Here is a 19,598-nt window from a genome sequence, read left to right as displayed (position 1 = left end):
AATAATACTCCGGGAGAGCACCATGCAACTGAGAACACTGGCAGCGACATTCTTGATCTTGACGGCGGCGGGCTCAGCACACGCCGACATCGGCCCGGCCGAAAAGCCAGACCTGAAGCTCGGCTTCATCAAACTGACGGACATGGCGCCACTGGCCATTGCCTGGGAACAGGGATTTTTCCTGGATGAAGGCCTGTTCGTGGAACTCGAAGCCCAGGCCAACTGGAAAGTCCTGCTCGACGGCGTGGTGACCGGCACCCTTGATGGCGCCCACATGCTGGCAGGCCAGCCACTTGGTGCGACCATTGGTTACGGCACCCAGGCGGACATCATCACCGCGTTCAGCATGGACCTGAACGGCAACGGCATTACCGTATCGAACGACGTATGGGAGCAAATGCGCCCACACATTGAAGACGGCAGCGACGGCAATCCCGCTCATCCGATCAGCGCCACTGCTCTGAAACCGGTCATCGACCAGTACCGTGACAAGGGCGAGCGTTTTCGCATGGGCATGGTTTTCCCGGTGTCCACCCACAACTACGAGCTTCGTTACTGGCTCGCTGCAGGCGGCCTGAACCCGGGCTATTACGCTCCCCAGCGTGGTGACACCAGCGGCAACATAGACGCCGACGTTCACCTGTCGGTCACGCCGCCACCGCAAATGCCGGCCACCATGGAAGCCGGCACCATTCAGGGCTATTGCGTGGGTGAGCCCTGGAACCAGCAAGCAGTGTTCAAAGGCATCGGCGTGCCGGTCATCACCGACTACGAAATCTGGCCCAACAACCCTGAGAAAGTATTCGGTGTTACTGAAGCCTGGGCAGAACAGTATCCCAACACCCATCTCAGGCTGCTTCGTGCACTGATCCGCGCCGCCCACTGGCTGGATGAAAATGACAACGCCAACCGTGAAGAGGCGGTGAAAATCCTGTCCCGCTCAAGCTACGTGGGCGCCGACGAGGAAGTGATCGCTAACTCCATGACCGGCACCTTCGAGTACGAGAAAGGCGATGTCCGCAAGGTGCCGGACTTCAACGTGTTCTTTCGCTACTACGCCACCTACCCCTATCCCTCCGATGCCATCTGGTATCTGAGCCAGATGCGCCGCTGGGGGCAGATTGCCGAGCCGAAGTCCGACGACTGGTATATGGAAACCGCAGCCAAGGTCTATCGCGCGGATATCTACAAGGAAGCGGCCCGAACCCTGATCGAGGACGGCACGCTCAAGGCAGAGGATTTCCCGGACCTGGATGCGGAAAACTTTGCGCGCCCGCACCAGGGCGAGCTGATCGATGGCGTGGCCTTCACTCCGAGGGAACCGAACGCCTACATCGACAGCTTTGAGATTGGCCTGAAAGGCTCGCAAACCCCTTAAGACTTGAGTGTCAGGAGACATCACATGACCACGCTCAGCCAGACCGACTCGTTATCATCAGGCCAACGCTGGCTCCGTGCGTTGACGGAAAAGCTGTCCGGCCAGAACCTGGCCGAAACCTTCCGCCAGTTGCTGCTGCCAGCTATCGGTATCGCGCTGTTCCTCGGCTTCTGGCATCTGGCCGCGCCCCAGGTGCAAACATCGCTGGGGGCCTTCCCGGGCCCCGCCGATGTGCTGGAGCAGTCTGGGCAGTTGTGGCAGGAGCACAGCAACCAGCGGGACCGGGCGGCGCAGTTTGTCACCATGCAGGAGGATCGCAACGAACGCATCCTGGCGGAGAACCCGGACGCGGAGGTGAAAATCCGCGACTATCCCGGCGCACCCACGTTCATTGACCAGATCTTTACCAGCCTGGGTACGGTGTTGGCCGGTTTTGTACTGGCAACCCTTATTGCCGTGCCTCTGGGCATCATTATCGGCCTGAACCGCCACTTCTCGGCGGCCATCAATCCTCTGATCCAGATCTTCAAACCGGTATCGCCACTGGCCTGGCTGCCGCTGGTCACGATGGTGGTCTCCGCCACGTATGTCAGTGATGACCCGATGTTCGAGAAGTCGTTCCTGACATCGATGATCACCGTCACTTTGTGCAGCCTCTGGCCGACGTTGATCAACACGAGCGTTGGGGTTTCAGCGGTAAATCCCGATCTTTTAAACGTTTCAAAAGTGCTGCAACTGTCATTCTGGACTCACGTTCGCAAGGTCGTGTTGCCGTCATCTGTTCCGATGATCTTCACCGGCCTGAGAGTGTCCCTGGGCATCGCCTGGATGGTTCTCATAGCGGCCGAAATGCTGGCTCAGAGCCCCGGCCTCGGAAAATTTGTCTGGGACGAATTCCAGAACGGCAGCAGTGAATCCCTGAGCCGAATAATGGTGGCGGTACTGGCCATCGGTTTTATTGGCTTCCTTCTTGATCGAATCATGTTGTTGATTCAGAAGCGGGTTGCCTGGAACGAGTAGCCTCTGACTTTGGTGAAGGCCGCACCGGGCGGTATTGGCCTCCCGGGACACGCGGTGAATACGTCCCTGTACGCTCGACAAAAACATCCATGTTTTTGACGGTCCCGGGAGGCCAATACCGCCCGGCGCTCCGCAAGTTTTGAGGAGATTGTTATGAGTAAGTCGCATCTTGAATTGACCAATGTGCAGATGGCCTTTGATACAAAAGATGGGCCATTCGTAGCACTGGAAAACGTCGACCTGAAGATTCGTAAAGGGGAATTCGTTTCCCTGATTGGCCACTCCGGTTGCGGTAAGTCCACTGTGCTGAATATTGTGGCCGGCCTGCTTCAGGCTACCCGCGGTGGCTGTGTGCTGGACGGTCATGAGGTGAACACACCGGGGCCGGAACGGGCGGTGGTGTTTCAGAATCACTCGTTAATGCCCTGGCTGACGGTTTACGAGAACGTTGAACTGGCTGTGCAGCAGGTATTCCGCAAATCCATGAGCAAAGCGGAACGGAAAGAGTGGATTCTTCACAATCTGAAACTGGTCAACATGGACCACGCTCTGGATAAACGCCCCGGAGAGATCTCTGGGGGTATGGCCCAGCGGGTCGGGATCGCCCGGGCACTGGCGATGAAGCCAAGCGTACTGTTGATGGACGAGCCTTTTGGCGCACTGGACGCGCTGACGCGTGCCCACCTGCAGGATTCGCTGATGAAAATTCAGCAGGACCTGAACAGCACCGTGATCATGATTACCCATGACGTGGACGAGGCGGTGCTGCTGTCGGACCGCATTGTGATGATGACCAACGGGCCGGCTGCCACTATCGGGGAGGAGTTGCACATTGAACTGGAGCGACCCCGCAACCGGGTCACCCTGGCCGACCATCCAGAGTATGTGCGCTACCGTCAGGCGGTATTGTCCTTCCTGTATGAAAAGCAGCGCTTCCCCGGCAAAGGCGAGGATGAACAGGATAAGCCCACCGCTGAAGCCGAAGCGGCGTCGCAGGAAGACAGCTCACCGGATGTCGATAACGAGCATTCTGAGAGCCCCGTTCGCCGCATTGCATGAAATCAAACGGAGACGCTCGCGCCCTTCAGAAGCACTCATCCGGTGCACGTCGCCCTGTCAGAGCGCACAGTTTTCGGGCCAAGCTCAAAGCGACATCTTTCAACTTACTGTAAATAAAGGACTAATAATTTTGGCACGGCGTTCGCTAATGTAAATACAGGGAAGAATGTCCCGGCTAAGGATCGGCCGGACCATCAGATCATTGTTGTTGGCATTGGCGCCGGACCATCGAGTTCCTTCGGGAATCAGATGCTCCGGCTTTTTTCGTTTTGGACACAAGAAGGGCATCACCATCATGAGCGCAAAGGCAGAACAGACTCTCGTTATCTGCGGACACGGCATGGTGGCCCAGCGTCTGCTCGAAAAACTGGTTGCTCAACCGCATCGGCCTTTTGCACGCATTGTGGTGTTCAATGGCGAGGCAAGCCCTGCCTACAACCGCATCCAGCTTTCGGCCCTGCTGGCCGGCGATGCCAACGAAGACAGTCTGCAATTGCAGCAATCGGACTGGTATCAGCACAACAACATCACCTTGCATCAGGGAGATCCCGTTACCGCCATTAACCGGGAAGAGCGCACGGTTACCACTGCCAGCGGGCGGACTCAACACTACACCAGCCTGGTTCTGGCCACCGGTTCCCGCTCCGCCAGTCTTGGCCTGAAGGGTGAGGAGTTGGACGGTGTGATGGGCTTCCGCGACCTGCAGGATACCCGCCGTCTGATCAACATCAGCCAACGCCATCGCCGCGCGGTGGTCATCGGTGGTGGTTTCCTGGGTCTGGAGGCGGCTGAAGGCCTGCGCAGCCGGGGTATGGCGGTGACCGTACTGCACCGTAGCGGCCATCTTCTCAACCGGCAACTCGACCCGGCCGGCGGCGCCCTGCTGGAAGAGGCCCTGACCAAACGCGGGCTGACCATTCGCACGCAAACATCTCCCGTGGCCCTGCTAGGTCGCAATGTGGTCCGTGCCGTGCAGCTGGACGACGAAACCCTGATCAGCACCGACCTGGTGGTGATCGCCGCGGGCATTACCCCGAACACGGAACTGGCTCTGGAAGCGGGGCTGGATTGTGAACGCGCCATCCGGGTGAATCCGCAGCTGCAAACCAGCGACCAATACATCCATGCACTAGGCGAATGCTGCCAGGTCGGCAGCCAGACCTTCGGGCTGGTGGAGCCCGGCTATCAACAGGCGGACGTGCTGGCACAGGTGCTGTGCGACGAGAACAGCCAGGCGACGTTTGAGCCATCCATCATCCCGACGCGCCTGAAAATCAGCGGCATCCCGATATTTTCCTGCGGCCAGACCGACGCGGACGCTGAGACCGAATCGGTGGTCTGGCAGGACTACGACACCAATCGCTACTGCCGCCTGCTGATTCGCGACCAAAGACTCACAGGCGCCGTGCTCTTCGGTGAAACCAGCGACGGCCCCTGGTACAGCGAACGCATTCAACAGGCCGATGACATCAGCCCTTACCGGGCCCATCTGGCCTTTGGCAAGCACTACTGCGAAGCCGCGTAAAGCGGCCGGGAACAGAGAGAGGAATTACCATGAGCAAGAAAACCCTGATCGTGATTGGCAACGGCATGGTCGGCCACCATTTCCTGGAACAGTTGGTGGAAACCCCGGCAGCGGCCGATTTCGACATCAAGGTGTTTGGTGAAGAAAAACTGCTGGCGTATGACCGGGTTCACCTGTCCGAGTACTTTGGTGGTTCCACCCATGCCGACCTGGCCATGGGCACCGCCGACTGGTACGCCGAGAACCACATCGACCTGCGCCTGAGCGAACAGGTAACCGGCATCGACCGCGCCAATCAAACCATTACCACACCGATGGGCGATTACGGCTACGACGAACTGGTGCTGGCCACCGGTTCCTATCCGTTCGTGCCGCCCATCAAAGGCAACGAGCACCCCCACTGCCTGGTGTATCGCACCCTGGAAGACCTCGACAGCATCCGTGCCAGCGCCGACGGTGTTAAAACCGGCGTTGTGGTGGGCGGTGGCCTGCTGGGTCTGGAAGCCGCGAATGCGCTCAAGAGCCTGGGCCTGGACGCCCACGTGGTGGAATTTGCACCCCGGCTGATGCCGGTGCAGCTCGACGCTGACGGCGGCGCCCTGCTAAAGCATAAAATCGAAGAGCTCGGGGTGCAGGTTCATACTGAGAAAGCCACCACTGAAATCGTTGAAGGCGAAGAAGCCCGCTTGCGGATGAATTTCAGTGACGACACCCATTTGGAAACCGACCTGATCGTGTTCTCCGCCGGCATCCGCCCCCAGGACGCCCTGGCCCGTTCCAGCGAACTGGCCATGGGTGAACGCGGTGGCATTGTCATCAACGACCAGTGCACCACCTCCGACCCCCACATCCACGCCATTGGCGAGTGCGCGCTGTGGAGTGAGAAGATTTTTGGCCTGGTGGCACCAGGCTACACCATGGCCCGCACCCTGGCCTCCGTGCTGAATGGTGACCGTGAGGCCGCCTTTACCGGCGCCGACATGAGCACCAAGCTCAAGCTGTTGGGTGTGGATGTCGGCTCGATCGGCGATGCCCATGCCCAGACGCCGGGCGCCCGCAACATCCGCTTTAACGATGAGCAGGCCGGCCACTACCGCCGCATGGTGATCAGTGAGGATGGCAAGACCCTGCTGGGCGCCATCCTGGTGGGCGACAACAGCCACTACGACACGTTGCTGCAATACGCCTTGAACGGCATTGAGCTGCCGGAGAACCCGGAGACCCTGATTCTGCCGGAAAACCAGGGCGGTGCTCCCGCGCTGGGCCCGGATGCCCTGCCGGAAACCGCCTCGATCTGCTCCTGCCACAACGTGTCCAAGGGCGATATCTGTGGCGTGATCGATGCCGGCTGTACCGACCTTGCCGGTGTTAAGGCAGAAACCAAGGCCAGCACCGGCTGTGGTGGCTGCGCGGCGCTGCTGAAAAACGTGGTGGACAGCGAACTGGAAAAACGCGGCGTGGAAGTCAGCAAGGACATCTGTGAGCACTTCCCGTACAGCCGCCAGGACCTGTTCAATATCGTGAAGGTCAATGGCATCCGCACCTTCCGGACATTGATCCGTGATCACGGCAAGGGCCATGGCTGCGATATCTGCAAACCGGCCGTCGCGTCCATCCTTGCCACCTGCTGGAACGAGCACATCCTGGCCACCGACCACGTGCCCCTGCAGGACACCAACGATACCTTCATGGCCAATATGCAGAAGAACGGTACCTACTCCATCGTGCCCCGGGTGCCGGGCGGCGAAATCACCCCGGACAAGCTGATTGTGCTGGGTGAAGTGGCCAAGGAATACAACCTGTACACCAAGATCACGGGGGGTCAACGGGTGGACCTGTTCGGCGCCACCCTGAGCGAACTGCCCGAAATCTGGGAAAAACTCATCGCCGCCGGCTTCGAAACCGGCCACGCCTACGGCAAGTCCCTGCGTACGGTGAAGTCCTGCGTCGGCAGCACCTGGTGCCGCTACGGCGTGCAGGACAGCGTGGGCATGGCGATCTTTCTGGAGAACCGCTACAAGGGTCTGCGTTCCCCCCATAAGCTCAAGATGGCGGTGTCCGGCTGCACGCGCGAATGTGCGGAAGCCCAGAGTAAGGACATCGGCGTGATCGCCACCGAGAACGGCTGGAACCTGTACGTATGCGGCAACGGCGGCATGCGTCCGCGCCACGCGGATTTGTTTGCCACGGATTTGTCCGACGAGGAACTGATCAGCGCAATCGACCGGGTGCTGATGTTCTACGTGCGCACCGCGGACCGTCTGCAACGCACCAGTGTGTGGATGGAGAACCTGGAAGGTGGCCTGGACTATCTGAAGCAGGTGGTCCTGGAGGACAGCCTGGGTATTGGTCAGGAGCTGGAGCATCACATGGCGGATCTGGTGGATACCTATCAGTGCGAGTGGAAGACGGCGGTTGAGGATCCTGAGAAGCGGAAGCGGTTCCGGGAGTTTGTGAATGCTCCGGAGAAGAAGGATCCGGTTCAGGAGTGGACTACCGAACGGGAGCAGCGTCGACCTCTGCTTGAGGGGGAGCCTGCTTAGGACTGGTGGCTTGGGGTGGAGCGCGGGGGTCGATATTTTTTCCCTTGGGAAAAAGAACTCGCTGCGCTCGGACACCTTTTTCCTGGCGGGAAAAAATATCGACCCCCACGCTCATTGGATCACCAGTTATCGCTGGTTAGATGCTTATCAAATTACGAGTTAACGCCTTTGGCGAACCTGAACGACATTGGAGAACGTTATGAAATCACGCACTTCCTGGGACGTTGTTTGTACCGTTGATGATCTTGTGCCGGAGTCCGGTGTGGCGGTCTGGACCGAGGATGGGCCGGTGGCGGTGTTTTATCTGCCGCATCGGTTGCCGGCGTTGTTTGCGATCAGTCATACCGATCCGTTTACCGGTAAGAACGTGCTGGCGCGGGGGATTACCGGGGATCTGAAAGGGCAGCCGGTGGTGGCGTCTCCGCTGTACAAGCAACACTTCAACCTGCAGACCGGCCACTGCCTGGAGGACGAAGAGGTAGCCGTGAAAACGTACCCGGTCTTGTTGGACGGCAACAACGTCCGAATCGAAATCCCGACGTCCAACAAAGAATCAGCCGTAGCATAGACTATGAGTCAGTTCCCCGGCAGGCCGCACCATGGTGCGAAAAGCCGATTTGGGGGGTGGGGTTATTTTTTCTGCCAGGAAAAAGGTGTCTGAGCGAAGCGAGTTCTTTTTCCCAAAGAAAAAATAACCCCACCCCCCGAAGCGGCGACTCCCCCCAAGACCAACAAAACAGGCCTGTTCAGCACAAACCCGAAACTTCCCCCAAACCAGAAATGCTGCAACACTGACTCCCAGACAATAATCACAACAAGGCGAGATCTGTTTCGTGAAAGCACTAAGCCCGGTAGACCAGGTATTCCTGTGGCTGGAAAAACGCCAGCAGCCCATGCACGTTGGCGGCCTGCAGCTGTTCTCGTTCCCCGAGGATGCACCGGATGACTATGTGGCCCAACTTGCGGACCAGTTGCGGGAGGAAACCATCGTCACACCTCCCTTCGACAGGCGCCTGGGCAGTCGGTTCGGTCAACCGGTCTGGGTAGAAGACGAACAGCTGGACCTGGAGCATCATTTCCGCTTTGAGGCTCTGCCCACGCCAGGCCGGGTCCGGGAGTTGTTGTCGTTTGTCTCCGCCGAGCACAGCCACCTGATGGACCGGGAACGGCCCATGTGGGAGTTCCACCTGATTGAAGGCCTGAAAGACCGGCAGTTCGCCGTTTACACCAAGGTACACCATTCTCTGGTCGATGGTGTGTCTGCCATGCGCCTGTTCCAGCGCATGCTGTCACAGGACCCGGAGCAGCGAAACATGCCGCCGATCTGGTCGCTGCCGCGCCGCAGCCGCAGCGGTGACGACGATGAAGGCCCGTCGATGTGGCGCAACGTTGCCCATCTGCTCGGGGAATCGGGTAAACAGCTGGGCACGGTTCCGGCGGTCACCAAGGCGCTGCTGAACACCGTTAACCGGGCCCGCAAGGACCCGGCCTACGATTCCATCTTCCACGCGCCGCGCTGCGTCCTCAACGGCAAGATCACCGGCTCCCGCCGTTTTGCGGCCCAGTCCTATGATCTGAAACGCATCCGTGCCGTATGCACCGCCTTCGGTACAACGGTTAACGACGTGGTCATGACCATGTGTGCCACGGCCCTGCGGACCTACCTGATGAATCAGGACGCGTTGCCAGAAAAACCGCTGGTCGCCATGGTACCGGTTTCCCTGCGCACGGATGACAGCTCCGGTGGCAACCAGGTGGGTATTATCCTCGCTTCCCTGGGCACCCACCTGAACGACGCGGCTGAGCGGCTGCGCTATATCCACGAAGACGTCAAAGCCTCCAAACAGCGCTACGCGGCCATGTCGCCGGAGGAAATCCTGAATTACACGGCGCTGCTGCTGGCCCCGGCGAGCTTCAACCTGCTAACGGGGCTGGCGCCGAAGTGGCAGACCTTTAACGTGGTCATCTCCAACGTACCAGGGCCCAAGGAACCCAGTTTCTGGAACGGCGCGAGGCTTGAGGGCATGTATCCGGTGTCCATCGCCATGGACCGGATTGCCCTGAACATGACCTTGACCAGCTATTGCGACCAGGTGGAGTTCGGGCTGATTGGCTGCCGTCGCACCCTGCCCAGCCTGCAGCGCATGCTGGATTATCTTGAAGACGGCCTGAGCGAGCTGGAGCAGGCGGCCGGGCTGTAACGCCTAGCCGAACTTCACTTCCTGATTCCGCTCCGAGATCTGGCTGTTCAATGTCCAGAAATCATAAAGCACACCCACCAGGAACAGACCGCCCGTCAGCAGGTATATGATTCCGGTGATCCACTTGCCCATGTACATCCGGTGGATACCAAATACGCCAAGGAAGGTCAGTAGAATCCAACCGATGTTGAAACTGACCTCGCCCTCACGGAACCGGTGATCCGCCTCCCGATCCATGGCCGGTATCAGGAACAGGTCGATGATCCAGCCAATGAACAGCAACCCCAGGGTGAAAAACCAGATAGTGCCGGTGATGGGCTTGCCGTAGTAGAAGCGGTGCGACCCCAGGAAACCGAAGATCCAGAGCAGGTAGCCGATGAGTTTGCTGTGGGTGTCCTGATTGTCTGCCATTTGCGTTCCTTTTGGCTCGGGTTTTGGCGTGAAATTTGGCCAAAACCGACAATAGATCAATCAGATGCAGGCTTCAAACAAAGCTCGCGTGTTTTCCGCTGTCATCTTCACCGGGTTGCCACCGGCACTTGGGTCTTCAAGTGCCATTCTGGTCATTTCCTCAATGCGATCCGTCCCCACACCCATGTCCCTCAAACGCTCCGGCACGCCAAGGGATTCCCGCAACGTCATGATGAACTGGGTGAACCCGTCAAAGCCATTGGCAATGCCCAGGTAGCGGGTAATGTCGTCGACCCGGTTTTCGATCGCTGGTCGGTTCATGGTGATGACCGACGGCAGCACCACGGCGTTGGTCATGCCATGGTGGGTGTTATAGATCGCGCCGACCGAATGGGAGACCGCGTGGGTCGCCCCCAGCCCCTTCTGGAAAGCTACAGCGCCCATGGCGGCGGCGACCAGCATCTGCCCGCGAGCCTCGATATCGGCAGCATCCGCATACACCCGGGGCAGGTTTTCTTTCACCAGCCGCATGCCCTCCAGCGCAATACCCTGGCTCATGGGGTGGAAGTTGGGGGAGCAGAAGGCTTCAAAACAGTGGATAAACGCATCCATGCCGGTTCCCGCAGTGATAAATGGCGGCATACCGACCGTCAATTCGGGGTCGGAGATCACAATTGATGGCAGTATCCGGGGATGAAAAATGATCTTTTTGACGTGGCTCTGACTGTTGACGATGACACTGGCTCGACCGACCTCCGACCCCGTGCCTGCGGTCGTTGGTACGGCGATGATGGGGGCAATCCCATCGGCATCCGCGCGTTTCCACCAGTCACCAATATCCTCGAAGTCCCACACCGGCCGGGTCTGACCGGCCATGAAGGCCAGCAATTTACCCAGGTCCAGCCCGGACCCTCCGCCGAAGGCGATCACGCCGTCGTGGTTGCCATCGAGGAAGACCTTCCGGCCCGCTTCCATGTTGATTTCCGTGGGGTTGGGATCAACCTCTGAAAACATGGCTCGTCCAAGGCCAGCCTTCTCCATTAAATCGAGCGTGTCCTGGGTAATGGGAAGGCTTGCCAACCCTCGGTCGGTCACCAGTAACGGCCGGGTTATACCTGCCTCCTTACAGCATTCGCCGAGTTCGGCAATACGGCCGGCGCCAAAACGAATATCCGTGGGATAGGACCAGTTTGCGGAGAGTGTCATTGTCAGCCCCTCGTCAGAGAATCGGGTTGTCTGTTGATCCGGATATCAGTTCACCGGTTTTTTCAGGTAATACGATTTCGGGCGCGTCAGGTTGTGGTAGCCGATGATCGAAAGCCCTCCACCGCGACCGGTGTTCTTGCAGCCGGTCCAGCAAAGCGCCGGGTCCAGATAATCACAACGGTTCATGAACACCGTGCCGGTTTCAATCTGATCGGCCACCCGCGTGGCGCGGTCAATATCTCTGGTCCACAGGGACGCGGTCAGGCCGAACTCGCTGTCGTTCATCAGTGCGACCGCTTCAGCGTCATCTTTGACTTTCATGATGCCAACCACCGGGCCAAAGGACTCCTCCCGCATGACCCGCATGGAATGGTCCACGTCGATAAGGATCTGCGGCATCAGATAGGCGCCGCCCTGTTCAGGGAAGAGTTCGGGGTCGATCAGTCCCCTGGCACCGCTGGCAACGGCCTCTGCCGTCTGCTCCCGGACATGGTCGGCAAAGCGGACATGCGCCATCGGGCCGAGCGTTGTGTCTCTGTCCAGCGGATTGCCAAGCCGGTAGCCGCTGACGATGGCAACAGCTTTCTCAACAAACGCCTCAAACAGGTTTTCGGCGACGTAAATGCGCTCAATGCCACAACAACACTGGCCGGCGTTGAACATGGCGCCGTCGATCAGTGTCTCCACGGCGGCATCCAGATCCGCATCGTCCATCACATAACCGGGGTCCTTACCACCAAGCTCCAACCCTACGCCGGTAAACGTGCCGGCGGCGGCCCGTTCTATGGCCTGCCCCCCATTCACCGAGCCGGTAAAGTTGACGAAACCGAAGGCCTTTTCCGCGATCAGCGCGGAAGTGGTGTCGTGGGACAGGAACACATTCTGGAAGATCTCGCTGGGGACACCGGCGGCATGGAACGCCTCCGCCATGTGCTCACCGACCAGGGGCGTTTGTGACGCGTGTTTGAGAAACACTGCGTTACCGGCAATCAGGGCGGGAACGACCGTGTTCACCGCCGTCATGTAGGGATAGTTCCAGGGCGCGACAACCAACACAGCGCCGTGAGGTTCGCGCTGAATGTAGCGATGAAAGGAGGCGCTGTTTTCAATCTCGATGGGGGCAAGTCCTTCTTCCGCCAGATCGGCCATCATCCCGGCACGCTCATCCACGCCGCCGAACTCGCCGCCGTAGCGCACGGGCCGCCCCATCTGCCACGCCAGTTTTTCCACGATGTCGTCGTTCATGTCACCGAGTCGGGCGATGCCGTCGCGAACCCGCTGAACCCGCTCTGACAGTGGCAGGGCGGCCCAGTCCGGCTGCGCGTTTTTTGCCCTGGCAACGGCCTCCCGCGCGGCTTCCAGGGAAAGCGTTGTGCGCTCCACGTACACGGAACCATCGATGGGCGATATGCATTGAATGGGTGTGCTCATAGCTGTGTCCTACGCCTGCTCAAATCCACGTTTGACTTCGTAATCGGTAACCACACGATCAAAATCTTCCTGCTCCCACTCCGCACAGCGCACGTAGTGATCAATGACGTCGTTACCCATGGCTTCCCGCAGCATGGTCGAGCCGCGTAACGATTCCGTGGCTGCCCTCAATGTGGCTGGGATACTGCGCGCAGACTCGGCGCCATAGGCATTGCCGGAGAACTCCGGCTCCAGTTCGAGTTTGCCTTCGATACCGGCGATGGTGGCGGCAATCTGCGATGCCAACGCCAGGTACGGGTTCAGGTCCGACCCGCCGATGCGACACTCCACTCGCACGGCGTCCGTGTTCGGTGCGACAACGCGGTAACCGGCCGTACGGTTGTCGATGGACCAGACAGTGCTGGTCGGGGCAAAGGTGCCGGCGGCAAATCGCTTGTACGAGTTAACGTAAGGCGCGAGAAAGAAAGTGGTGTCGTTGGCGTATTCCAGTAGCCCCGCCAGCGCATGCTCCATGGTTCTGGACATACCATGGGCACCATTGGGGTCATAGAACACTGATTTTCCGGCACTGTCCGAGAGGGCCTGATGAATATGGCTGGATGACCCGGCGGCGTTGTGGTTCCACTTGGCCATGAAACTCACGCTGCGCCCGTGCTGCCAGGCGATTTCCTTGACGGCATTTTTCACCAGAACGTGAGTGTCGGCCATGGCGAGCGGGTCGGAGTAGTGAATGTTGAGCTCGGCCTGACCAGCGTCGGCCTCACCCTTGCTGCTCTCGACCGTGATCCCCGCCTGGTAGAGCCCATTGCGGATGGGCCGCATCACGTCTTCCTCACGGGTGGTCTGGAAGATGTGGTAGTCCTCGTTATAGGGGCTGATGGGCGTCATATGGTGATACTGACGCTTCTGCATCTCCTCAAAGGTCTCCCGGAAAATGAAAAACTCCAGTTCGGTGGCCGTGGTCATCTGCAGCCCCATGGCTGACAACCGTTCCAGCTGTTTTTTCAGCACCGCCCGGGGCGAGTGAGGTACCGGCTCATGGGTGGCGTGATCAATCAGATCACACAGAATAAAGGCGGTACCCTCGAGCCATGGCAGGCGGCGCAGGGTGGTCAGGTCCGGCTTCATCACATAGTCGCCATAGCCGGCCGCCCAACTGGTCGAGGCGTAGTTCTCCACCGTTGTCATTTCCAGATCGGTCGCCACCAGGTACTTGCAACAGTGGCTCTCTTCCCAGGCGGTGTCGATAAAGTACTGGGCCTGGAAGCGCTTGCCCATGAGACGCCCCTGCATGTCCGGAATCGCCGCCACGACCGTATCAATGGTGCCGTCCTCGACACACGTTTTCAGTTCCTTAAAAGACAGTTGAGCTGCCATCTCACCGCTCCGCAATATCAGTTAGGCTAAAAGGCGCCGCGCTCAGTGACGAGTAAATCCGGTAGTGATCGCCACTGAACGCAGTGTTTCTCTGCGATCCCATCAGGTGTATCGATAGGGCCGCCCCGCCTTCTCCATTTTCTCGTTGTATTCCTTGAGGATCTTGACCACCCGGGCCTTGGTTTCGGATTCCTGGGCAACCTCGTCCCAGAACACGCGCGCGGCCTTTTCAACTTCTGCCCACTCCTTGTCCGGAATGGTGGTCAACTTCATCTTCGCGCCGTCTGTACGCAGTTTGGCCTCGCCTCCCCAATACCACCACTGACGGTAGTAGTGGGAGCTGTCCATGGTCAGTTTGAGCAGTTCCTTGAGATGATCCGGAAGCTCGTTGTAGCGGTCCATGTTGGCGAAGAAGGATCCCGCCCAGGCACCGGAGATGTTGTTGGTCAGGAAGTAGTTGGTCACATCCGCCCAGCCCACCGTGTAGTCCTCGGTAATACCCGACCAGGCGATCCCGTCCAGCTCACCCGTCTGCACCGCGACTTCGATGTCTTCCCAGGGCAGTTGAACCGGTACCACGCCGAACTGGCTCATGAAACGGCCGGCAGTGGGGAAGGTGAACACACGCTTGCCCTTGAGATCCTCGAGGCTGTGGATCGGCTCTTTGGTGGCAAAGTGGCAGGGGTCCCAGGCACCGGCGGACAGGTGTTTCACGCCCACCTTGGAATACTCTTCATCCCAGATTTCATTCAGGCCGTACTGATTGAACAGCACGGGTACGTCCAGCGAATAGCGGCTGGCGAACGGGAAGTAGCCACCGAAAACAGTAACCTCGGTGGGTGAGGCCATGGAATCGTCATCGGACTGAACCGCGTCAATGGTGCCTTTCTGCATGGCGCGGAACAGTTCCCCCGTGGGCACAAGCTGATCGGCAAAATAGAGCTCGATCTGCATCTCTTTGCCGGCAATACGGTTGAAACTGTCGATCGCCGGCTTGACCACATGCTCTGCCAGGGCCGGCCCGGCGTAGGTTTGCAGCCGCCATCGTATTTTTGGCTCCTGCGCGTAAAGTCTGGGTGGCGTGAGGGCGGCGGCCCCGGCCAGTGCTGCTACGGATGCTGATGCGAGAAAATGACGTCTTGTGGTCATGTCGACCTCCTTGACTGACGCTTGTTATGGAAGCCGGCCGGCCTCCGGGGTGTTACTCGACATTCGTACTCATCCAAAAACGTTGACGGTTCACCTGTTGTAAACGTACTCCGGCAGCCAGAGCGCAATCTGTGGAAAGGCCATGATCAGCGACAGTGCCACCAGCATCACGCAGACAAACGGGAGAATTGAACTGTAGATATCGCGCAGGGAAATCTCAGGCGGCGCCATGGCCCGCATCAGGAACAGGTTGTAACCGAAAGGCGGCGTCATATAGGCAATCTGGGTGGTAATCGTGTAGAGAACGCCATACCAGATAAGATCAAAGCCAAGAGCTGCCACCAACGGCACGTACAGGGGCGCCACAATCACCAGCATTGCGGTATCGTCCAGGAAGGTACCCATCAACAGAAACGACAACTGCATCATGATCAGGATCATCCAGGGGTTCAGCCCCAGCTGCTCGGTAAACAGGCTGTCGATGGCCTTTACCGCGCCCAGCCCATCAAACACGGCACCGAAACCCAGGGCGGCGAGGATGATCCACATGAACATGCAGGAAATGGCCAGCGTCTGGCGTACGGAGGCTTCAAACACGGCCCGGGTCATCCGGCGTTTGAGGATCGCTGCGACGAATGCCGCCATGGCACCGATGGCGGAACTCTCCACCAGGCTGGTCCAGCCTTTGACGAACGGCACCATCATGGAGGCGAAAATAACCACCGGCAGAACTCCTGCACGCAGCAGGCGTAACTTCTCGCCCAGGCTGACCTGGCGCTCCTCTTTTGGCAGCACAGGCCCGAGCTCGGGCTGGAGACGACACCGCACCGCAATGTAGACGATAAACATCACCGCCATGATCAGCCCCGGCACAACGCCCGCAAGCCATAGCTGCCCCACCGGCTGGCGGGCAATCATGGCGTACAGCACCAGCACCACCGAGGGCGGCACCAGAATGCCCAACGATGAACCCGCCTGAACCACGCCCGTGACCATACGCTTGTCATAACCCCGCCGGAGCAATTCGGGCAGGGCGATGGTGGCTCCAATGGCCATACCGGCAACCGACAAACCGTTCATGGCTGACACCAGCACCATCAGGCCAATGGTGCCAATGGCAAGCCCGCCATGAATCGGCCCCATCCAGACATGGAACATCCGGTAGAGATCGTCGGCGATTTTCGATTCCGAGAGCACGTAGCCCATGAAGATAAACATCGGCAGCGTCAGTAGCGGATACCAGTTCATCAGCTTCATGGCGGATGAGAAGGGGATATCAGAACCACCGGTCCCCCACAGCGCTAGTGCTGAGGCCGCGGCAACGGCACCAATGGCACCAAACACGCGCTGGCCGGTCATCAGCATCAGCATCATCGAGGCAAACATGAAAATGGCGATGAGATCGTAAGACATCAGATGTCTTCTCCCCGAATGCGGGCGATGTCTTTGAAAAGCTCCGATATCGCCTGCAACAACATGAGTGAGAAGCCGATGCACATCACCACCTTGATCGGCCACATGTAGGGTCGCCACGCGGATGCGCTGCGTTCGCCGTATTGAATCGCATAGCTCGTGCTGTCGTAGGCGCCGTAAAGGAGCACGCCCAGAAAGAAAATCAGGAAGAAAATGGTGAAGACATCGAACCAGGCTTTTCTACGGACGGACCAACCGCCGTAAAACAGGTCCATGCGTACATTGGCGTCCAGCTGGATGGAATAGGGACCGCCCAGTATGTAATACGCCACCATGGCGAACTGCGCGGCTTCAAGCGTCCATAACGAGGGAAGGAAGAACGCTTTGGAAATGGACGACCACAGCAGAATAGCGACCATGACAAAGATGCCGTACATCACCGCTCGACCAACACGGTAATTCACGGCATCCACGAAACGGATGTATCCGTTGACGAACGGTGGCATCCACAGACCCCACTCAATGCGTTAGTGAGCCAGTCAGACAGCCGAGTGGCCATGGACTGCTGTTTTTCTGTAGCAAACTTTTAAGCTAGCACAGCATTTTTATTCTGTCGCATGACCGGAAGATCGTTGTCAGGGACCAACCTCGGGTGCCGGGTCCGGACCGCCTTCGCGGAACTCGCTGGCCGACTTTCCGGTCCACTTGCGGAAGGCACGGCTGAAGTTGGACAGGTCAGCGTAGCCCAGCTCATAGGCGATCTCGCTGACGGACTGATTGGTGTAACGCAGCAACTGGATGGCGCGGTCTTTCAGTACCGCTTCGACAATTTCCCGGTAGGTGGTGTCCTTCTCCGCCAGCCGTCGCTTCAGGGTGCGGGACGACACGCAGAAGCGCTCCGCCATGGCCTCCAGGGACGGCAGCGGCCCGGGCATCATGTGGAGCATGTTGCGGATGGCATAGGTGATGTCGCCCTGGTCTTTCAGGGCTTTTTGCAGTTCGAACTCGCACTGGTCCCGTGCCATCCGGGATGCTTCCGCATCCGCCAGGCGCATGCGGGTGTCCAGCAGGCCCTTGGGAAACACCATGGTTTCCTCGGGCTGGCCATACTCGAAAGGTACCGGTAGCTGGGGCGCAAACCTGGGGTAATAGGCCGGCTCCGGAGAAGTCAGTTGTACCTTCACGCCAGGGAGCTTGCCATCCACCAGCGGGAATCCTCGTTTTTCCGCATCCTCCCGGTCGATCAGTTGTTCCGCCAGCATCATCAGTGTGGCACTGACGGTTTCCGCCAGAAAACGGTATTGGGTGGGCACGTCGAACTCGGAGCGCAACCGCACCAACACATGGTCGCCGGTATCGGTCAGGGTCATAGTGAGGAAGGGCACACGCAACTGCAGGTAGCGCCTTACCGAATCCAGGGCGCCAGCGAGTGTGGGGCTGGTCAGGGCGGCGAAGCCGAGGGTGCCATGGATGGTGACCCGCAGTTCCCGCGCCAGCATGAAGCTCAAGCCGTCTTTGCTGGCCAGGTTCAGAGCCCGCTCCACCATTACAATCGCATCGGTGACAAACACCCGGCTGTCATTGGATTTCAGATCCTGGGGCGTGAATGCCATGCCTTCGTACAGAGCACGGTCGTTGTGGCCCAACTGCCGCACCACATCCGCCAGCACCCGGAGGTACACACCGGGAACCAGGAACAGTCCCAGCATCTGCCGTTCTTTTTCCGGGCCCGGGTTCGCCATGCAGGTTCCTTTTCGTTGTGTGAGATTTGTTGTGGGAAGACTCACTGCCACCGATGCTATCAGAAGCCCGGCGCAGCCACACTGTGACTGGAGGCACCGGCAACCACGTCAGCATAGTCAATTGAGGCCGCCCCTGGCCCCTAATCCACGATGGCCGTCCCCTTTTCGCATTCAAAGCCCGCGTTGACTCACACACACTGGTCCCATCACATCAGCCATAGCGCCCAAGCGCAGGAGTAACGATATGCTGAGAACGAAAACCACTGAGTCAAAGCCGGTTGCACGCACCCCGGACAACGTTGCCATCAAGCCACAGCGCATGGGGTTTGAATTCGGGGAGAAGGTTCCCCACTACTGGCTGGACAACAGCTACATCCTGAGCCACACCATGAACGCCCTGTCTGTGCTGTTCCCGCAGGGCGAGCAGTTTTTTGTGGATTCGGTCCGCTACTATCAGGATCAGATCAACGACCCCAAGCTGAAAAAAGAAGTCAGGGGCTTTATCGGCCAGGAAGCCATGCACTCTCTGGAACACAAGTCCATGAACCAGCACGTGCGGGATCAGGGCATGCCCGTGGAGGAACTGGAAGAACACCTGGAAGTGGTGTTGGGCATTGCCAAGAAGCTTCCCAAACGGCACCAACTGGCCATCACCTGCGCCCTGGAACATATGACCGCGATGATGGCGGACATGCTGCTGGAGCGCAGCGACGTTCGCGAAGACATGCATGAAACCATGCGCCCGCTGTGGGTGTGGCACGCCATTGAGGAAACCGAGCACAAAGCGGTGACCTACGACGTGTTCAATCAGGTCGGCGGCACCTATGCCGAGCGCACGTTTTACCTGGCATTCAGTACAGCCGCATTGGGCGTGATGGCCAGTTACTTCACCACCCGGATGATGCTGAACGATCCAAAGAACTTCTCACTGAAAGACTCTGCCCGCGGCTTGTGGCGGATGTGGGGCAAAAACGGCACCTTCTCCAGCCTGATCCCCACCTGGCTGGAATACTTCAAACCGGGATTCCATCCCTGGGACCACGACAACAGCGAACTGATTGCCCGCTTCAAGGAGCAGATCAACGAGTACATTGCCCCGCAGTATCAGAAGGGAAATCGCCGGACTATTCAGTAACCCTGTAT

16 protein-coding genes are annotated in these 19,598 nt (G+C 58.8%); 8 read left to right on the top strand and 8 right to left on the bottom strand.

The features are described from left to right. Positions 1-22 precede the first annotated feature (22 nt). From AAGD24_RS00810 to AAGD24_RS00780, 7 genes are all read left to right on the top strand, one after another. Positions 23-1,378, top strand: coding sequence for a CmpA/NrtA family ABC transporter substrate-binding protein (locus AAGD24_RS00810; protein WP_036201974.1), 1,356 nt, complete (start codon positions 23-25; stop codon positions 1,376-1,378). Positions 1,379-1,402: 24 nt separating this feature from the next. Further along, positions 1,403-2,398, top strand: a complete 996-nt coding sequence (locus AAGD24_RS00805; protein ID WP_228210183.1) for an ABC transporter permease — start codon at positions 1,403-1,405, stop codon at positions 2,396-2,398. A gap of 189 nt (positions 2,399-2,587) precedes the next feature. Continuing rightward, complete coding sequence (locus AAGD24_RS00800) at positions 2,588-3,457, top strand: ABC transporter ATP-binding protein (RefSeq protein ID WP_379867379.1); 870 nt, start codon at positions 2,588-2,590, stop codon at positions 3,455-3,457. Between the two features lie 295 nt (positions 3,458-3,752). Then, positions 3,753-4,982: an NAD(P)/FAD-dependent oxidoreductase gene (locus AAGD24_RS00795; protein ID WP_305936307.1), complete on the top strand. Its 1,230-nt coding sequence runs from the start codon at positions 3,753-3,755 to the stop codon at positions 4,980-4,982. Between the two features lie 29 nt (positions 4,983-5,011). Then, a complete protein-coding gene (nirB, locus tag AAGD24_RS00790; protein WP_379866231.1) occupies positions 5,012-7,525 on the top strand; it encodes a nitrite reductase large subunit NirB in 2,514 nt (837 codons plus the stop codon). A 199-nt stretch (positions 7,526-7,724) separates the two neighbouring features. After that, a complete protein-coding gene (gene nirD / locus AAGD24_RS00785) occupies positions 7,725-8,093 on the top strand; it encodes a nitrite reductase small subunit NirD (RefSeq protein WP_379866229.1) in 369 nt (122 codons plus the stop codon). Between the two features lie 265 nt (positions 8,094-8,358). Next, positions 8,359-9,726: a wax ester/triacylglycerol synthase family O-acyltransferase gene (locus tag AAGD24_RS00780; protein WP_305936309.1), complete on the top strand. Its 1,368-nt coding sequence runs from the start codon at positions 8,359-8,361 to the stop codon at positions 9,724-9,726. A gap of 3 nt (positions 9,727-9,729) precedes the next feature. Here AAGD24_RS00780 and AAGD24_RS00775 read toward each other — a convergent pair whose 3' ends face one another. The 8 genes from AAGD24_RS00775 to AAGD24_RS00740 form a co-directional block, all read right to left on the bottom strand. After that, on the bottom strand, positions 9,730-10,137 hold the full coding sequence (locus AAGD24_RS00775) for a TM2 domain-containing protein (protein ID WP_041332848.1): 408 nt from the start codon (positions 10,135-10,137) through the stop codon (positions 9,730-9,732). Positions 10,138-10,197: 60 nt separating this feature from the next. After that, the gene (locus AAGD24_RS00770) at positions 10,198-11,343 is read right to left on the bottom strand and encodes an iron-containing alcohol dehydrogenase (RefSeq protein WP_136634151.1); all 1,146 of its coding nucleotides are present in this window, start codon (positions 11,341-11,343) and stop codon (positions 10,198-10,200) included. A gap of 45 nt (positions 11,344-11,388) precedes the next feature. Then, positions 11,389-12,774, bottom strand: coding sequence for an aldehyde dehydrogenase family protein (locus AAGD24_RS00765; protein WP_041332845.1), 1,386 nt, complete (start codon positions 12,772-12,774; stop codon positions 11,389-11,391). 9 nt (positions 12,775-12,783) lie between these two features. Beyond that, positions 12,784-14,151 (bottom strand): glutamine synthetase family protein, encoded by a 1,368-nt coding sequence (locus AAGD24_RS00760; protein WP_091642578.1) that lies wholly within the window; start codon positions 14,149-14,151, stop codon positions 12,784-12,786. Between the two features lie 102 nt (positions 14,152-14,253). Next, positions 14,254-15,300, bottom strand: coding sequence for a TRAP transporter substrate-binding protein (locus tag AAGD24_RS00755; RefSeq protein ID WP_379866226.1), 1,047 nt, complete (start codon positions 15,298-15,300; stop codon positions 14,254-14,256). A 90-nt stretch (positions 15,301-15,390) separates the two neighbouring features. After that, positions 15,391-16,713 (bottom strand): TRAP transporter large permease subunit, encoded by a 1,323-nt coding sequence (locus AAGD24_RS00750; RefSeq protein ID WP_041332842.1) that lies wholly within the window; start codon positions 16,711-16,713, stop codon positions 15,391-15,393. Beyond that, entirely contained in the window at positions 16,713-17,219 is a 507-nt protein-coding gene (locus AAGD24_RS00745; protein WP_036201937.1) for a TRAP transporter small permease subunit, read from the bottom strand. The genes AAGD24_RS00750 and AAGD24_RS00745 overlap by 1 nt, the downstream gene beginning before the upstream one ends. Positions 17,220-17,348: 129 nt before the next feature. Beyond that, positions 17,349-18,455 carry an AraC family transcriptional regulator gene (locus AAGD24_RS00740; RefSeq protein WP_036201934.1) on the bottom strand — a complete coding sequence of 369 codons (1,107 nt, stop codon included), beginning with the start codon at positions 18,453-18,455 and terminating at the stop codon, positions 17,349-17,351. A gap of 244 nt (positions 18,456-18,699) precedes the next feature. Here AAGD24_RS00740 and AAGD24_RS00735 point away from each other — a divergent pair, with 244 nt between their 5' ends. Beyond that, positions 18,700-19,590, top strand: coding sequence for a metal-dependent hydrolase (locus AAGD24_RS00735; protein ID WP_041332837.1), 891 nt, complete (start codon positions 18,700-18,702; stop codon positions 19,588-19,590). The last annotated feature ends 8 nt before the right edge of the window (positions 19,591-19,598 follow it).

It is taken from the genome of Marinobacter sp. M5B (assembly GCF_042604615.1).
Taxonomy (GTDB): Bacteria; Pseudomonadota; Gammaproteobacteria; order Pseudomonadales; family Oleiphilaceae; genus Marinobacter; species Marinobacter salarius.
This window is presented reverse-complemented; position numbering and strand designations above follow the sequence as displayed.

Bases quoted from the DNA above. Each gene is read 5' to 3' on its own strand.
- nirB (WP_379866231.1), top strand. From the start codon at position 5,012: ATGAGCAAGAAAACCCTGATCGTGATTGGCAACGGCATGGTCGGCCAC.
- AAGD24_RS00805 (WP_228210183.1), top strand. From the start codon at position 1,403: ATGACCACGCTCAGCCAGACCGACTCGTTATCATCAGGCCAACGCTGG.
- nirD (WP_379866229.1), top strand. From the start codon at position 7,725: ATGAAATCACGCACTTCCTGGGACGTTGTTTGTACCGTTGATGATCTT.
- AAGD24_RS00775 (WP_041332848.1), bottom strand. From the start codon at position 10,137: ATGGCAGACAATCAGGACACCCACAGCAAACTCATCGGCTACCTGCTC.
- AAGD24_RS00795 (WP_305936307.1), top strand. From the start codon at position 3,753: ATGAGCGCAAAGGCAGAACAGACTCTCGTTATCTGCGGACACGGCATG.
- AAGD24_RS00745 (WP_036201937.1), bottom strand. From the start codon at position 17,219: ATGCCACCGTTCGTCAACGGATACATCCGTTTCGTGGATGCCGTGAAT.
- AAGD24_RS00800 (WP_379867379.1), top strand. From the start codon at position 2,588: ATGGCCTTTGATACAAAAGATGGGCCATTCGTAGCACTGGAAAACGTC.
- AAGD24_RS00810 (WP_036201974.1), top strand. From the start codon at position 23: ATGCAACTGAGAACACTGGCAGCGACATTCTTGATCTTGACGGCGGCG.
- AAGD24_RS00750 (WP_041332842.1), bottom strand. From the start codon at position 16,713: ATGTCTTACGATCTCATCGCCATTTTCATGTTTGCCTCGATGATGCTG.
- AAGD24_RS00755 (WP_379866226.1), bottom strand. From the start codon at position 15,300: ATGACCACAAGACGTCATTTTCTCGCATCAGCATCCGTAGCAGCACTG.
- AAGD24_RS00765 (WP_041332845.1), bottom strand. From the start codon at position 12,774: ATGAGCACACCCATTCAATGCATATCGCCCATCGATGGTTCCGTGTAC.
- AAGD24_RS00760 (WP_091642578.1), bottom strand. From the start codon at position 14,151: ATGGCAGCTCAACTGTCTTTTAAGGAACTGAAAACGTGTGTCGAGGAC.
- AAGD24_RS00735 (WP_041332837.1), top strand. From the start codon at position 18,700: ATGCTGAGAACGAAAACCACTGAGTCAAAGCCGGTTGCACGCACCCCG.
- AAGD24_RS00770 (WP_136634151.1), bottom strand. From the start codon at position 11,343: ATGACACTCTCCGCAAACTGGTCCTATCCCACGGATATTCGTTTTGGC.
- AAGD24_RS00740 (WP_036201934.1), bottom strand. From the start codon at position 18,455: ATGGCGAACCCGGGCCCGGAAAAAGAACGGCAGATGCTGGGACTGTTC.